This window comes from Kitasatospora sp. NPDC050543 (assembly GCF_044457565.1).
GTDB lineage: Bacteria > Actinomycetota > Actinomycetes > Streptomycetales > Streptomycetaceae > Kitasatospora.
In genome coordinates this window covers 107,969-123,458 of sequence record NZ_JBITGZ010000020.1, presented here as the reverse complement: position 1 = coordinate 123,458, position 15,490 = coordinate 107,969, and the positions used below count along the sequence as shown (strand labels likewise).

Annotated in this window: 15 protein-coding genes; 6 read left to right on the top strand and 9 right to left on the bottom strand. The window is 72.9% G+C overall.

The features are described from left to right. Positions 1 to 22 precede the first annotated feature (22 nt). The 6 genes from murJ to trxA all read left to right on the top strand — a co-directional run bounded on the left by murJ (position 23) and on the right by trxA (position 8,384). Positions 23 to 2,512 carry a murein biosynthesis integral membrane protein MurJ gene (murJ, locus tag ACIBH3_RS23810; RefSeq protein WP_396314072.1) on the top strand — a complete coding sequence of 830 codons (2,490 nt, stop codon included), beginning with the start codon at positions 23 to 25 and terminating at the stop codon, positions 2,510 to 2,512. Positions 2,513 to 2,791: 279 nt separating this feature from the next. After that, entirely contained in the window at positions 2,792 to 5,050 is a 2,259-nt protein-coding gene (locus ACIBH3_RS23805) for a protein kinase family protein (RefSeq protein ID WP_396314071.1), read from the top strand. Positions 5,051 to 5,074: 24 nt separating this feature from the next. Beyond that, on the top strand, positions 5,075 to 5,878 hold the full coding sequence (gene sigM, locus ACIBH3_RS23800; protein WP_396314070.1) for an RNA polymerase sigma factor SigM: 804 nt from the start codon (positions 5,075 to 5,077) through the stop codon (positions 5,876 to 5,878). Further along, positions 5,875 to 6,816 (top strand): hypothetical protein, encoded by a 942-nt coding sequence (locus ACIBH3_RS23795; RefSeq protein WP_396314069.1) that lies wholly within the window; start codon positions 5,875 to 5,877, stop codon positions 6,814 to 6,816. Before sigM ends, ACIBH3_RS23795 begins: the two co-directional genes overlap by 4 nt. 138 nt (positions 6,817 to 6,954) lie before the next feature. After that, positions 6,955 to 7,920, top strand: coding sequence for a thioredoxin-disulfide reductase (trxB, locus tag ACIBH3_RS23790; RefSeq protein ID WP_396314068.1), 966 nt, complete (start codon positions 6,955 to 6,957; stop codon positions 7,918 to 7,920). Positions 7,921 to 8,051: 131 nt separating this feature from the next. Beyond that, positions 8,052 to 8,384, top strand: a complete 333-nt coding sequence (gene trxA, locus ACIBH3_RS23785) for a thioredoxin (protein ID WP_396314067.1) — start codon at positions 8,052 to 8,054, stop codon at positions 8,382 to 8,384. Between the two features lie 157 nt (positions 8,385 to 8,541). On the opposite strand, the gene ACIBH3_RS23780 is transcribed toward trxA, so the two are convergent. From ACIBH3_RS23780 to rpmH, 9 genes are all read right to left on the bottom strand, one after another. Next, positions 8,542 to 9,168, bottom strand: a complete 627-nt coding sequence (locus ACIBH3_RS23780) for a GNAT family N-acetyltransferase (RefSeq protein WP_396314066.1) — start codon at positions 9,166 to 9,168, stop codon at positions 8,542 to 8,544. Positions 9,169 to 9,300: 132 nt separating this feature from the next. Further along, positions 9,301 to 10,383, bottom strand: coding sequence for a ParB/RepB/Spo0J family partition protein (locus tag ACIBH3_RS23775; RefSeq protein WP_396314065.1), 1,083 nt, complete (start codon positions 10,381 to 10,383; stop codon positions 9,301 to 9,303). Next, positions 10,380 to 11,453 (bottom strand): ParA family protein, encoded by a 1,074-nt coding sequence (locus tag ACIBH3_RS23770; protein ID WP_396314064.1) that lies wholly within the window; start codon positions 11,451 to 11,453, stop codon positions 10,380 to 10,382. Before ACIBH3_RS23770 ends, ACIBH3_RS23775 begins: the two co-directional genes overlap by 4 nt. Before the next feature lie 249 nt (positions 11,454 to 11,702). Further along, a complete protein-coding gene (gene rsmG, locus ACIBH3_RS23765) occupies positions 11,703 to 12,521 on the bottom strand; it encodes a 16S rRNA (guanine(527)-N(7))-methyltransferase RsmG (RefSeq protein ID WP_396314063.1) in 819 nt (272 codons plus the stop codon). Positions 12,522 to 12,698: 177 nt separating this feature from the next. Then, complete coding sequence (locus ACIBH3_RS23760) at positions 12,699 to 13,229, bottom strand: protein jag (RefSeq protein WP_396314062.1); 531 nt, start codon at positions 13,227 to 13,229, stop codon at positions 12,699 to 12,701. A gap of 67 nt (positions 13,230 to 13,296) precedes the next feature. Next, positions 13,297 to 14,457, bottom strand: a complete 1,161-nt coding sequence (yidC, locus tag ACIBH3_RS23755) for a membrane protein insertase YidC (protein ID WP_396314061.1) — start codon at positions 14,455 to 14,457, stop codon at positions 13,297 to 13,299. A gap of 3 nt (positions 14,458 to 14,460) precedes the next feature. Beyond that, positions 14,461 to 14,829 (bottom strand): membrane protein insertion efficiency factor YidD, encoded by a 369-nt coding sequence (gene yidD, locus ACIBH3_RS23750; protein ID WP_396314060.1) that lies wholly within the window; start codon positions 14,827 to 14,829, stop codon positions 14,461 to 14,463. Further along, positions 14,826 to 15,254 carry a ribonuclease P protein component gene (gene rnpA, locus ACIBH3_RS23745; RefSeq protein ID WP_396314059.1) on the bottom strand — a complete coding sequence of 143 codons (429 nt, stop codon included), beginning with the start codon at positions 15,252 to 15,254 and terminating at the stop codon, positions 14,826 to 14,828. Before rnpA ends, yidD begins: the two co-directional genes overlap by 4 nt. Before the next feature lie 19 nt (positions 15,255 to 15,273). After that, entirely contained in the window at positions 15,274 to 15,411 is a 138-nt protein-coding gene (rpmH, locus tag ACIBH3_RS23740; RefSeq protein WP_148643823.1) for a 50S ribosomal protein L34, read from the bottom strand. Between the last annotated feature and the right edge of the window lie 79 nt (positions 15,412 to 15,490).

Sequence of the window (15,490 nt, the reverse complement as noted above, 5' to 3'; positions counted from 1 at the left end):
TCCCCAACAGCGAAGAGGTGGCATGAGCGGGCCGCGCGAGGAGCGAGCACAGAGCCAGGATCGCGGCCGGGCCCAGAGCCACGCCGCCGGACAGCAGCCGTCCGAGGCACCGGCCGGGGACTGGTACGTCGCCGACACCTACGCGCAGGACCCGTACGCGGCCGAGGCCTACACCGGGGACGGCGCCGAGCAGGACCCGTACGGCCTGCGGGCCCAGCAGGCCGCCGCGCCGCCGCCGGCCTACGACGTCCCGCCGCAGCTGCCCCCGCAGCAGGTCAGCGGGTACCCGACGCCGGTGCCGCCGGCCGCGGCGCCACTGGCCCCGCCGGTGCCCCCCGTGCAGCCCGGCTGGGACACCCCGGCCGCCCGTCCCTCCTGGGAGCAGCAGGACGCGGTGCCCGCCTGGCAGGAGCAGCCCGCCCCGGCCTGGCAGCAGGACGCACCGGCGCAGGCCGTGGCCGAGCAGCAGGCCGCCGCGCAGTGGGGCCGCCCGAACTGGGAGCAGCAGGCCGCGCAGTCGCCGTCCCCGTGGAACACCGAGAGCACCGAGTACGTCGGGGTGGACGCGCTGTTCGGCGCCGGCGGGCAGCCGCCGCACCCAGGTCACCCAGGTCACCCGGCCCACCCCACGCCCACCGCGCCCACCGCGCAGGCGGGCCCCGGGCACCCGGCGGCGCCGTACGCGGCCGGCGGGCACACCCCGCAGGGCCCCGGCGAGGAGCGGCCGTTCGTACCGCCGATCGAGTTCGACCCGCCGCTCTCCGAGGAGGAGGCCACCATGCAGGTGGCCGCGGTGCAGTTGCCGCCCGCGGTGGAGCCGCTGGACGACATCACCGCCGAGGAGCGGGCCGCCGGGCGGGCCGGGAAGTCCGGCGGCGGCAAGGTCGCCGGGGTGCTGAACTCGAGCGCGCTGATGGCCGCCGGCACCCTGGTCTCGCGCGGCACCGGCTTCGTGCGGACGATGGTCATCGCCGCCGCCATCGGCGTCCACACCATGGGTGACTCCTACAACGCGGCGAACACCCTGCCGACGCTGCTCTACATCCTGATCGGCGGCGGCGCGCTGAACGCCGTCTTCGTACCGCAGCTGGTCCGCAGCATGAAGAACGACGAGGACGGCGGTACCGCCTACGCCAACCGGCTGCTGACCCTGGTGATGGTCGGGCTGGCCGGGGTCTCCTTCCTCGCCGTGCTGGGCGCCCCGGTCCTGGTCCAGCTGATCTCGCACCCGCTGATGCGCAACCCGCAGAGCGCGGACACCACCGTGTCGCTGGCCCGGTACTGCCTGCCGACCATCTTCTTCATGGGCATCCATGTGGTGATGGGCCAGATCCTCAACGCCCGCGGCCGGTTCGGCGCGATGATGTGGACCCCGGTCCTCAACAACATCGTGGTGATCTTCACCTTCGGCGCGTACCTCTGGGTCTACGGCGGCTTCGGCCACAGCCAGGTCACCCCGGAGACGATCTCCCCCGAGGGCGTCCGGCTGCTCGGCATCGGCACCCTGGTCGGTCTGGTCGTGCAGGCGCTGTCGATGATCCCCTACCTGCGGGCCGCCGGGTTCAACTTCCGGCCGCGCTTCGACTGGCGCGGCCACGGCCTGGGCAAGGCCGCCAGGCTGGCCAAGTGGACGTTCTTCTTCGTCCTCGCCAACCAGGCCGGCTACCTGGTGCTCACCCAGCTCGCCACCGCCGCAGGCGACCGGGCGACGGTCCCCGGTGCGGGCCTCGCCGCGTACTCCAACGCCCTGCTGATCTGGCAGCTTCCGCACGCGGTGATCGCGGTCTCCATCATGAGCGCCGTCCTGCCCAGGCTCTCGCGCGCGGCCGCCGACCACGACGCGGGCGCCGTACGTGACGACCTCTCGTACGGGCTGCGCACCACGGCCGTCGCCGTCGTGCCGGCCGCCTTCCTGTTCCTGGCGCTCGGGCCCTCGATCGGCCGCTCGATCTACGCCGTGGGCGGCGACTCCCAGGTGCTCCAGGGCGCCACCGGCGTCGGCTTCATGCTCTCCGCGTTCGCGCTGGGTCTGATCCCGTACTCGGTGCAGTACGTGATGCTGCGTGGGTTCTACGCCTACGAGGACACCCGGACGCCGTTCTCCAACACCGTCTGGGTGGCCGCCTGCCAGGCCGGCTTCTCGCTGCTCTGCTACTTCACGCTGCCCGCCCAGTGGGCGGTGACCGGCATGGCCTTCGGGTACGGCGCGGCCTACGCCGTGGGCGTCGGCATGGCGCTGCCCAAGCTCAAGAAGAAGATCGGCGGGCTGGACACCAAGCGGATCGGGCGCACGTACACTCGCCTGATCGCCGCCTGCATCCCGGCCGCCGCGGTGGGCCTGGGCCTCAGCGTGGTGATCAACGACGCGGTCGGCGGCTGGTTCGGCAGCGTGACCGCGGTGGTGGTCGCCGGCGGTCTGCAGCTGGTGGTCTTCACGGTCATCGCCAAGCGGCTGAAGATCGAGGAGCTCAATGCGATGCTCGGCATGGTGCGCGGCCGTCTCGGGCGCTGACCCGGCGTCAACCGCGTGCCCGCGAGATCTCCCGTCGCCTCAGGCGGCGGGCGCTGGGCCGGATTCGGCGTTCGGGTGATCCCGGGGCCGCCGAATCCGGCCCAGTGGCGGATCTGCACCGGATCTCTCCACAACCGGGCAACCGGTTTGCCCTCTCAGCGGTCGTAGCCGGTGGAGAAGAGTGGGCACAATTGTCCTGGAACGCTCTGGGCCCTCGGGCTCGGTGCGGTCCGGCGAGATTCTCAGGACCGGGGCGACACAAGGGGAGGCTGGACCACGGTGGCTGATGGCACCAAGGCGGTCGTCGACACGCCGGCGGCGGACGAGACGGCGGACGAGGCCGCGCTGGCCATGGCGATCGACGACATCGAGGGCGACGCCCCGGACCGGTCCACGAACGAAGCCTCCGCCGACGCCGACGGCGGCACCCCGGGCGGGGACGACAACGCCGAGGCGGCGGACGTTCCCGAGGCGGCCGGGGCGGCCGAGGACGGTGGCGAGGCCGGGGACGGGCCGGACGAGTCCGGCGATCCCGTGGCCGCTTCCACCGCGTCCAGCGCGTCCACCGGCTCGAAGCCGTCCGCCTCCTCCGGGTCCGCCAAGGCCTCGAAGCCGTCCAAGGCACCCAAGTCCTCCGCCCCCGCCAAGGCCTCCCCGGCCCATGCGGCCGCTGCCAACGCCACCAAGGCCGCTGCCTCGGCGGCTCCCCCAGCCGCCGAGGAGACCACCGAGAGCACCGCCCCGCTGTCCGCCAGCGAGATCGCCGCCGAACTCGCCGCCGGAGCCATCCGCGCGTCCGCCGCCAAGGAGGCCGCCAGGGCCGCTGCCGAAGCCGCGGAGAAGGCCACGGGCAAGACCGCGGACAAGGCCGCCGGCCCGGCCGCCACGAAGCCCGCCGATGGCCCCAGGAGCCCCGCCAAGGCGGCCTCAGCGGCCTCCGGCACCTCGGCCGACACCCGTGACACCGGAGCCCTCCCGCGCACCCTCCCCGCCCCCCTGCGGCACAGCGGCGACAAGATCGGCGGCCGCTACCGGCTGGAGGAGTGCATCTCCCTCACCGAGGCCTTCAGCAGCTGGCGCGCGGTGGACGAGAAGCTGCGCCGGGCCGTCGGAGTCCACCTCATGACCGCCGGGCAGCAGCGCTCCCGCGCCGCGCTCGCCGCCGCCAAGTCCGCCGCCCTGCTGAACGACCCCCGCTTCGTCCAGGTGCTCGACGCCGTCCAGGAAGGCGAACTGGTCTACGTCGTCCGGGAGTGGCTCCCCGACGCCTCCGACCTCGCCAAGCTGCTCGCCAACGGCCCGATGGAGCCGTACGACGCCTACCAGATGGTCCGGCAGGTCACCGACGCCATCGTCGCCGCCCACCGGCGCGGCCAGGCCCACCTGCGCCTCACCCCGCGCTGTGTGCTGCGCACCGACGGCGGCCAGTACCGCATCAACGGCATCGCCGTGGACGCCGCCCTGCGCGGCCTTTCCGCCGAGGACACCGAGGACGCGCAGCTCGCCGACACCCGGGCGATCGGCGCCCTGCTGTACGCCGCGCTGACCCACCGCTGGCCCTTCCCGGAGGACCGCTACGACCTCAAGGGCCTGCCCAAGGACCTGGGTTGCGTACCGCCCGACCAGGTCAGGGCCGGCGTGCACAAGGGGCTCGCGGAGCTCGCCGCGCGCACCATGTGCGCGCACCCGCCGCACCACGCGGAGCCCATCACCACCCCCGAGCAGCTCGCCAAGGCCATCGCGGCGATGCCGCGGATCCGTCAGCCCGAGCCCGAGCTGCCGATCTTCACCCCGCTGCCCCGGCACATCCCGCGCGCGGTGTCGGCGACCACCGAGCACCACCCGCTGTCGCCGGCCACCGCCCGGCCCGCGCCGTACCAGCAGCGCCCGGCCAGGCCCCGGCGCCGCCGAGGGCTGCGGCGGGCGCTCAAGCTGACCGCCTGGACGCTCGCCCTGAGCGCGGTCGGGGTCGCCTCCTGGCAGCTGGTCGGACTGCTGCGCGACCAGGGACACGGCTCCCCCACCGGTGGCGCCACCGTCACCGCGCAGCCCAACAGCGCGCACCCGCAGACCAGCGCTCCGGCGGCCGCCACCAACACGCCGGTCGCGATCAGCGACCTCCAGTCCTTCAACCCGCTCGGCAACTCACCGGAGCACGTGTCGCAGCTGCCGCTGGCCTTCGACGGCGACCCGGCCACCGTCTGGACGACCCAGGGCTACGAGGACCCGATCAACCTCATCAAGGAGGGCACCGGCCTGCTGGTGGACCTCGGCTCGGCGCAGCAGGTCTCCTCCGTCGACGTCCGCTTCGTCGGCACCACCCGGGTGGAACTGCGGATGCCGGCGGGCCAGGCCACCGCCGCCCCCGCCAAGCCCGGCGGCTACACCACCCTGGACCAGGGCAGCGGCACGCAGGTCACACTCAAGCCGCAGACCCCGGTCAACAGCCGCTACCTCTTGATCTGGATGACCGCCCTCCCCAAGGATGGGGACGGCAAGTACCGCGGTCAGGTGGCCGAGATCAAGGTCACCGGCTGACCCGACAGGCCGGAAGGGGTGGGGATGACCGGCGGCGACGACCGCAGGGCGGACAGCGACGCCGGTCGCGAGGGCGAGGGCGACGCCGAACTGCTGGCCCGGCACGTAGCCGGCGACCAGGACGCCTTCGGCATCCTCGTACGGCGCCACCGCGACCGGCTCTGGGCCGTGGCCCTGCGCACCCTCGGCGACCGCGAGGAGGCCGCCGACGCCCTCCAGGACGCCCTGGTCTCCGCCTTCCGCTCCGCCCACACCTTCCAGGGGCGCTCGGCCGTCACCACCTGGCTGCACCGGATCGTCGTCAACGCCTGCCTCGACCGCGCCCGGCGCACCGCGACCCGGCGCACCGGCCCGCTGGACGAGGACCCGAAGCGGCTCGACGCCGTGGTCGGCAGCTCGGAGCCGGCCGACCGCCCGGTCGTGCGGGCGGAGGTCCGCCGCGAGGTGACGGCCGCGCTCGGCGCGCTGCCCGTGGAGCAGCGCGCCGCGCTTGTGCTGGTCGACATGCAGGGCTACCCCGTCGCAGAGGCCGCGGAGCTGCTCGGGGTGCCGGTCGGCACCGTCAAGAGCCGCTGTGCCCGGGGGCGGGCCCGGCTGCTGCCGCTGGTGCGGCATCTGCGGGAGGCCGGTGACGACGACGCCGGGGGCGGCCCGGCGGCCGGTGTTTCACGTGAAACACCACCGTCGGGGAACCCGTCCCGCGCCCGGACCGTCAGAGGGACAGCACCCGGCACGGCCCCCGGAGCCACCGGAACCGCCGGGGCCACAGGGGCCACCGGGACCGCCACCGGCAAGCCGATCCGGGAAGGAGACGCGACCTCGCGATGACGCCCACCGCCTCCCAGCACGCGCCCGAGCCGCACCCCTCCGTCGAGGAGCTCGCCGACCTGTCCGAGGGCCTCGTCGAGAGCCCCCGCACGGCCCAGGCGCTGCGGACGCACGTCACCGGCTGCCCGGACTGCCGGGACACCCTCGCGGCGCTCACCGAGGTCCAGGAGCTGCTCGGCTCGGCGCCCGCCCCCGCGATGCCCGAGGACCTCGCCGAGCGGCTCGACGCCGCCCTGGCCGCCGAGGCCGCCGCCCGCGCCACCGGCGCCACCCGCGCGGCGGACACCGGCCCGAGCCCGGCGCCCTCGGCCCCTGCGCCCTCGACCGGCGGCCGGCCCGCGGCTGCCGCCCGCACCTCGCCGCCCGGCCGCCCCGAGGCGGTCACCGGGCCCCCGGCCCGAGCGGGCCGGCGCCGCCGGGCCCGGGTGCTGCTCGGCACCGCCGCCGCCCTGGCCGCCTTCGGCCTGGGCGCTTTGCTGCTGCGTCCCGCCCCCCAGCACCAGGACGCCCTCAGCTCGTCCGTCCCCGCCACCGCCCCCGCGTCCGGCGGCAGCGCGGCGGCGCAGCAGCCCAGCGACGCGGGCGCCCAGCACCCCGCGGTGGCCGGCCACGTCTACCGCGAGGACACCCTCGCGGCCCAGGCCCGGCAGCTGCTCGCCGGCCGCGCCGGCACTCCCGAACAGCCGGCCCAGAACCCCGCGCAGCAGCCCACCGACGGCCGGCCCCAGCTCGGCGCCGGCGCGGGCTCCCCCTGCGCGCCGGCGGGGGCCGGGGCGCTGCTGGCCATCGACCACGGCACCTTCGACGGCGCGCCCGTCGACGTCCTGGTCTACGCCGTCCCGGCCGACCCCGACCTCCTGTCGGTCGTGCTGACCGTACCCGGTTGCCCGGCCGGTCCCGAGTCGGTACTCCTGCGCAGCACCGTCCCCGCCCGCTGAGCGCACCACGCCCACGGTGCGGGCGCGTGTCACGGATCGCCCGGGGAATGCGGGACACTGGTCAGTCGTTGTCCCCGGCGGCAGAGCACGACCGCCCGTCCCCGCGCCAGCGGGTCGCGATGCGAACCAGGAGATTCAGTGAGCGACGTCCGTAACGTGATCATCATCGGGTCCGGCCCGGCCGGCTACACGGCTGCGCTCTACACCGCCCGCGCCTCCCTCAAGCCGCTGGTCTTCGAGGGTGCCGTCACGGCCGGTGGTGCGCTGATGAACACCACCGAGGTCGAGAACTTCCCGGGCTTCCGGGACGGGATCATGGGCCCCGAGCTGATGGACAACATGCGGGCGCAGGCGGAGCGCTTCGGCGCCGAGCTGGTGCCGGACGACATCGTCTCGGTCGACCTCACGGGCGACATCAAGACCGTCACCGACTCCGAGGGCAACGTGCACCGCGCCCGCGCCGTGATCGTCTCCACCGGCTCGCAGCACCGCAAGCTGGGCCTGCCGCGTGAGGACGCGCTCTCCGGCCGGGGCGTCTCCTGGTGCGCCACCTGCGACGGCTTCTTCTTCCGCGACCAGGACATCGCGGTGGTCGGCGGCGGCGACACCGCCCTGGAGGAGGCGACCTTCCTCTCCCGCTTCGCCCGCAGCGTCACGGTGATCCACCGCCGGGACACCCTGCGCGCCTCCAAGGCGATGCAGGAACGGGCCTTCGCCGACCCGAAGATCACCTTCGCCTGGGACAGCGCGGTCGAGGAGATCCACGGCGACCCGAAGCTCACCGGCGTCACCCTGCGCGACACCACCACCGGCGAGAAGCGCGAGCTGGCCGTCACCGGCCTGTTCATCGCCATCGGCCACGACCCGCGCACCGAGCTCTTCGGCGGCCAGCTGGAGCTGGACGCCGAGGGCTACCTCAAGGTCGAGGCCCCCTCCACCCGCACCAACATCCCGGGCGTCTTCGGCGCCGGCGATGTCGTCGACCACACCTACCGCCAGGCGATCACCGCCGCCGGCACCGGCTGCTCCGCCGCGCTGGACGCCGAGCGGTACCTGGCCTCGCTGGCCGACCTGGAGGCCCAGGCCGCCGCCGTCGCGGTCTGACGCCTCCCCGACCGACCACCGGCGGGTGCGTTTCACGTGAAACGCACCCGCCCTGGGCCGGGGCGAAACAGAACGGCCCCCGCCGTTGTTGTCCCGGCTGCCAACCTCGTCCTTGACCCTTAGGAGTTCCCGTGGCCGGCGCCACCACCATCGTGACCGACGCGACCTTCGAGGCCGACGTCCTCAAGAGCGACAAGCCCGTCCTGGTGGACTTCTGGGCCACCTGGTGCGGCCCGTGCCGCCAGGTCGCCCCGATCCTGGACGAGATCGCCGGTGAGTTCGGCGACCAGCTCACCATCGCCAAGCTCGACGTCGACGCCAACCAGCAGACGGCCGCGACGTACAACGTCATCTCCATCCCGACGCTGATCGTCTACCAGAACGGCGAGCCGGTGAAGTCCATCACCGGTGCCCGTCCGAAGGCCGCGCTGCTGCGCGAGCTGGCCGACTTCATCAAGGTCTGACCTCCCGCGTCGACGAGGGCGGCGGAGCTCCCCACCCGGGGCCCCGCCGCCCTCGTCGTTGCGGCCTGCCGCACGGGGCCGGCAGCACGGCCGTCCTCACACCAACCTCGCCGCCGTCGCCGCACCGCCCTCGCGGCCCCGCCCTCGCGGCAGGCGCTCAGAACGGTCTCAGTGCCGGCTCCTTACGCGCACCGCCGAGCAGCCGCTCCAGCGCGCCCTCCACATCGTCCTTCCAGGAGACCGTGGCCCTGGCCTCCAGCCGCAGCCTCGGGTACCGCTGGTGCGGCCGTACGGTCTTGAAGCCGACGGCGAGCAGATGATCGGCCGGCAGCACGCAGCTCGGCAGCTCCCGGCCCGGACCGGCCGCCGCACCGAACGCCTCGATCGCCCGGAACCCCCGGCCCAGCAGATCCTTGGCGACCGTCTGCACCAGCACCCGGCCCAGCCCCTGCCGCTGGTAGCCGGGCAGCACCCGGCTGATCATCAGCTGCACCGCGTCGGGGGAGACCGGACTCGTCGGGAAGGCCAGCGAGCGCGGCACATACGCCGGCGGCGCGTAGAGGACGAACCCGGCCGGCGCGTCGTCCACATAGACGATCCGCCCGCAGGAGCCCCACTCCAGCAGGACGGCGGAGATCCACCCCTCCTTCTCCAGCTCCGGCTTCCCCGACTCCACCGCCTCCCTGGCGCTGACCGGATCCAGCTCCCAGAACACACAGGAGCGGCAGGTGGTCGGCAGATCCGCGAGATTGTCGAGCGTCAGCGGAGCGATCCGGCGTCCCATGCCCCGCACCTCCTCATGCACGTCACTTCGAGCATTCCCCCCACATACGAGTGGGTGCATGTTTCACGTGAAACATGCACCCACACCACCACTGCTCACCGCTCGGATCGGCCCGGTTCAGCCTGACCCGGCTCAGCTCTGGGACAGCCGCAGCCCGTCGTCACCCGGCGCCAGGCTGTCCAGAATCCGGTTCAGGTCCTCCACCGAACCGAACTCGAGCACCACCTTGCCTTTGCCGAGCTTGCCACCGCGCTGCGAGACCTCGACCTTGACCCGGGTCTCGAAGCGGTCGGAGAGCCGCTCGGCGAGATCGTTGAAGGCCGGCGACAGCAGCTTGCCCGCCTTCGGCGAGGCCGGTCGCTGCGGCTTCTCCTCACTCGTCATCAGCTTGACGATCTCTTCGGTGCTGCGCACCGAGAGGCCCTCCCGCAGAATCCGCAGCGCCAGCTTGTCCTGCTGCTCGTTGTCGGAGAGCCCCAGCAGCGCCCGCGCGTGCCCCGCCGACAGCACCCCGCCCGCGACGTTGCGCTGCACGGTCGGCGAGAGCCTCAGCAGCCGCAGGGTGTTGGTGATGTGGGGACGCGAGCGGCCGATCCGGTCCGCCAGCTCCTCCTGGGTGCAGGAGAAGTCACGCAGCAGCTGGTCGTAGGCGTTGGCCTCCTCCAGCGGGTTGAGCTCCGCCCGGTGGAGGTTCTCCAGCAGCGCGTCCAGCAGCAGCCGATCGTCCTCGGTGGCCCGGATGATCGCCGGGATCTTCTCCAGACCGGCCTCCTTGGAGGCCCGCAGGCGCCGCTCGCCCATGATGAGCTCGTAGCGGTCGGTCCCGGTACGGCGGACGACCACCGGCTGGAGCAGACCCACCTCCCTGATGGAGTCGACCAGCTCGGCCAGCTTCTCCTCGTCGAACACCTCGCGCGGCTGGCACGGGTTCGGCTCGATCGAGCCCAGCGCAAGCTCCGCGAAGGTCGCGCCGTCCACCGGGCTGAGCGCGGCCGGCTGCTCCGCCGCGCGCTCGGCGCCCTGCTCCCGCAGCAGCTGCTCCAGGGTGCTCTCGGCCGCGGCCCTGGCCGCCACCGTGGCCCGGCCGCTCGGCAGCACGGGCCCCGAGGTGGACGTACCGCCTGCTTCCGCCGCCGAGGCCGGCTCGGCGGCCCCCTGCGTGGCAGGCGGGATCAGCGCCCCGATTCCCCTGCCGAGACCCCTGCGAACGCTCACCGGTTACCCTCCGTCGTGCCGTGCTGTGCCATCGGCGCGGCCTGCGCCGCACCACCGTCGCGCTGCTGCCGCACCAGGCTCGGCCCGACGCCCACCGCGCGCAGCCCGAGCTCGCGGGCCGCCTCCAGGTAGGAGAGCGCACCGGTGGAACCCGGATCGTACGTCAGCACGGTCTGCCCGTAGCTCGGCGCCTCCGAGATGCGCACCGAGCGCGGGATGGCGGTCTGCAGCACCTCCTGCTGGAAGTGCGTCCTGACCTCCTCCGCCACCTGGGCGGCCAGCCTGGTCCGGGCGTCGTACATGGTGAGCAGGATGGTGGAGACGTGCAGCGCGGGGTTGAGGTGCGCCCGGACCAGCTCGACGTTGCGCAGCAGCTGCCCGAGGCCCTCCAGCGCGTAGTACTCGCACTGGATCGGGATCAGCACCTCCTGGCCGGCCACCATCGCGTTGACGGTCAGCAGGCCGAGCGAGGGCGGGCAGTCGATCAGGATGTAGTCCAGCGGCTGCTCGTACGCGGCGATGGCGCGCTGGAGACGGCTCTCACGCGCGACCAGGGAGACCAGCTCGATCTCCGCACCGGCCAGGTCGATGGTCGCGGGAACACAGAACAGGCCCTCGACGTCCACCACCGGCTGGACCACGTCGGCCATCGGCTTGCCCTCGACCAGGACGTCGTAGATCGACGGCACCTCGGCGTGGTGGTCGATGCCCAGCGCGGTGGAGGCGTTGCCCTGCGGGTCGAGGTCCACGACCAGGACGCGCAGTCCGTGCATCGCCAGCGAGGCGGCCAGGTTGACGGTGGTCGTGGTCTTGCCCACCCCGCCCTTCTGGTTCGCCACCACGATCACCCGGGTGGCGGCCGGCCTGGGCAGCCCCTCGCCGGCCCGCCCGATGGCCTGGACAGCGGCCTGGGCAGCACGCGCGATGGGCGTGTCATCGATCTGGTCGATGGTCTCCGAGTCCTGCATGGGGGTCAGTGTTTCACGTGAAACCGGAGCGGCAACAGTCGCCGCCCGGCTGCGGCTGAGGATTCCAGAAAGCAGGGAGCGACGTTTCACGTGAAACACCATGCCCGCAATGTCGGAAATCTGACGGTGCGACACTCCGGCGTCCGAGCGACACCCCGCTGGGACCCGGTGCCGGCCCCGCCTCCCGGCGCCGGCACCACGGGGCTTCCCCGCATCCGGGCTCCCGGGAGCCGGCACCAGGCCCCACCCGGCAGGCACCACCCGGCCGGCACCGGGCAGCGGGCAGCCGGCAGCGGAAAGCAGAACGGGCGGGCGGCCCCGAGGACCACCCGCCCGCTGCGCCGGCGACGCTCAGCGCCGACGGCGCCCAGCACCACCCCTGGCCCGCTCCGGAGCCTTGCCACCGCTCGCCGCCCGCCCGGCCCGGGCAGCCTTGGCCCGCCTGGTCGCCGCCTTCACGCCGCCGGGGCTCTCGCCCGCCTTCACCTGGACCACCCGGGTCGAGGTCTCCAGTGTGCCCTCGCCCACCGAGATCACCGACCACTCGACCGCGCCCAGCTTGGCCAGCGCAGCCCTGGAGTCCTCGAGCTCCTGCTCGGCGGTGTCCCCCTTGAGCGCCAGCATCTGCCCGTGCGGGCGCAGCAGCGGCAGCCCCCAGCCGGCCAGCCGCTCCAGCGGAGCCACCGCGCGCGCCGTCACGATGTCGACGGCGATCTTGCCGACCATCTCCTCGGCCCGCCCGCGCTGCACGGTGACGTTGTCCAGGCCGAGCTCCCGGATCACCTCCTCCAGGAAGGTGGTCCGGCGCAGCAGCGGCTCCAGCAGCGTCACCGAGACGTCCGGCCGGGCCAGCGCGACCGGGATGCCGGGCAGCCCCGCACCCGAGCCGACGTCGCACAGCGAGGCGCCGGCAGGCAGCAGCTCGGCCAGCACCGCGCAGTTGAGCACATGGCGGTCCCAGAGCCGGGGCACCTCGCGCGGGCCGATCAGGCCGCGCTGAACCCCGGCGGTGGCCAGCAGCTCGGTGTAGCGGACCGCGGCCTCGAAGCGGTCCCCGAAGATCTCCCGGGCCACGGCCGGTGCCTCGGCCGGCCCGTTCGCCTCGGCCGGCCCGTTCACGCCCGTGTCGCCCTCATCGGGCCCCCCGGCAGCCGCACTCTCCGTGTCCATCTCAGCCTCTCCGCTCACCGATTGCACCGACCGCTCTCCAGCACCGTTTCACGTGAAACATCTCTCGCCAAACGGCACGCTCCGCAAGGGACGACGACCCCGCCCGCACGAGGCGGACGGGGTCGACCCTCCTGACAACACGACCGGCGTCAGCACCGATGCCGGTCACCACCGGCATCAGCCCGGCAGCACGACCACGCACCGCTGGGGCTCCTCGCCCTCCGACTCACTGCGCAGACCGGCCGCGGCGACCGCGTCATGCACGACCTTGCGCTCGAACGGAGTCATCGGCCGCAGCTTGACCTGCTCACCCGTGCTCTTCGCCTGCTCGGCCGCCTTGGCGCCCAGGGCCGCCAGCTCGGAGCGCTTGCGCGCCCGGAACCCGGCAATGTCCAGCATGAGACGGCTGCGCTCGCCGGTCTCCCGGTGGACGGCCAACCGGGTCAGCTCCTGCAGCGCCTCCAGCACCTCGCCGTCCTGGCCGACCAGCCGCTGCAGCGAGCGGTCGTTGCCCTCACCGACGATGGAGACGAGGGCGCGATCGCCCTCGACGTCCATGTCGATGTCACCGTCGAGGTCCGCGATGTCCAGTAGACCTTCGAGGTAGTCCGCCGCGATATCGCCCTCCTGCTCCAGGCGCGCGATGAGGCTCTCGTCGGTGCTGCCGGCGGCCTCGGCCTCGACGGCGGAGGTGGTGCCTTCCGTCACTGATGGACTCCTTCGGAAGTGGGGCCCTGGTTGGTGGGCCGGGAACGAAGATCTGGGAGAGGTCCGGTCAGGACTTCTTCTTCGGCCGCTGGCCGCCCTGGCCACCGCGCTTGGGCTGCTGCCGTGCGCCCTGGCGGACGGCGCCCTGCTTGGCGGGCTCCTGCTTGGCGGCGGGCTTGGCCTTGGCCGCGGCGCCCGCCTCGGCGGGCTCGGCGTCGACCGGCTCGGCGTCCTTGGTCAGGCTGGTGGTCGCGGCGTGCGGCTGGGCGGCGCCGGCGTGCTGGCGCTGGGCCTTGGTCTGCTTGCGCGGCTGCTGGCGGCGCACCTGCACCGCATCCTCGACCACTGCGGCGGCCGCCTCGGGGGCCTTCTTCGCGGGCAGCAGCCCGAACAGGCCGCCCTTGATCACCGTACCGTCCGGGTTGAGCCGGCCGGCCTTCTTGAGCCGGGCCTGGCGCTCGTCCCAGGCCTTGCTGCCCGGCGTCGGGTTGTTGCGGATGACGATCAGCTGCTGGCCCATCGACCAGACGTTGGTGGTGAGCCAGTAGACCAGCACACCGACCGGGAAGTTGATGCCCATCACGGCGAACATGATCGGGAAGACGTACATCAGCATCTTCTGCTGCTGCATGAACGGCGTCTTGACCGTGAGGTCCATGTTCTTGGTCATCAGCTGGCGCTGGGTGATGAACTGCGACAGCGACATCAGGATGATCATCACGGCGGTGACGATCTTGACGCTGGTCTCACTGCTGCCCAGGAAGGTGGCCGACAGCGGGGCGCCGAAGATGTGCGCCTGGCCGGCGCTGGCCAGCAGGTCACCGTTGATGACGCCGATCGGCTTGTCCTTGGCCACGGAGGCCAGCACACCGTAGAGGGCGGTGAAGAACGGCGCCTGCACGAGGATAGGAAGGCAGCTGGAGAACGGGTTGGTACCCGCCTCCTTGTACAGCTTCATCATCTCTTCGGACTGGCGCTGCTTGTCGTTCTTGTAGCGCTCCTGGATGGCCTTCATCTTCGGCTGGATCGCCTGCATGGCCCGGGTCGCCTTGATCTGCTTCACGAACAGCGGGATCAGGCAGATCCGGATCACGACCACCATCGAGGCGATCGCAAGACCCCAGGCCCAGCCACCGTTTGGGTCGAAGACGTGGCTGTACAGCGAGTGGAACTGGACGATGATCCAGGACACCGCTGTGTACAGGGGATTCAGGAAGGAGAAGGTCACCGGTCAGGCTCCTTGGACTTTGGGATTGGCCGCCGGGCCAATGGGTGCCGGGCCCTCGGGCGCCGGACCGGCGGGGGGCTCGACCGCCGTGGATACGGTGTCGGCCCTGCCACGGGAATTCATCAGGTCGCGCAGACGGCGGTGCCACACGGGGTGCTTACGCGGTGGCACATGGTCCACGCCGCCGGGCGTCCACGGGTTGCAGCGCAGGATCCGCCAGACGGTGAGGCCGCCGCCCTTGACCGCCCCGTGCACGCGCACGGCCTCGTAGCCATAGTGCGAGCAGGAGGGGTAGTAGCGGCAGACCGGACCGAGCAGCGGGCTGATGGTCCACTGGTAGACCCGGATCAGCCCCATCAGCAGGTACTTCATCGCCCTGCTCCCGTCGGCACGGTGGCGGTCGGCTCGGCCCGGAACAGTCGCTTCAGGGCTGCGTCCAGGTCGTGCTCAAGATCCTGGTACGAGGCCGACCCGGCCTGGGGCAGCGCGCGCACCACTATCAGGCTACCGGCGGGCAGCCTGGACAGACGATCACGGACCAGGTGGCGCAGCCGGCGCTTCACCAGGTTGCGCACGACCGCCGGACCGACGGCCTTGCTCACGACGAAACCCGCACGCGCCGAAGGAGTCCCCTCGGCGACGTGCGGGCGGGAGTCGCTGGTCCGGTCGGCCTGCCCCTTTGGGTCGCCGTCTCTACTGAGATGGACGACCAGCAGGGGCCGGCCGGCCCGACGACCGCGTTTGACCGCGGTCGCGAAGTCCTGGCGCCGCCGCAGCCGATTCTCGGAGGGCAGCACAACAGACTCTTGGCGCGGATCAGGCGGAGATGGCGCTGCGGCCCTTGCCACGGCGAGCGGCCAGGATGGCGCGGCCGGCACGGGTACGCATCCGCAGCCGGAAGCCGTGGGTCTTCGCGCGACGACGGTTGTTCGGCTGGAAGGTGCGCTTGCTCACTCGGGGGCTCCTGGGGTGAATCGTAGGATGACGAAGTGTCGCTTGGCCGTCACCGTGCGTCCGCGTGATCTCCCCTGGA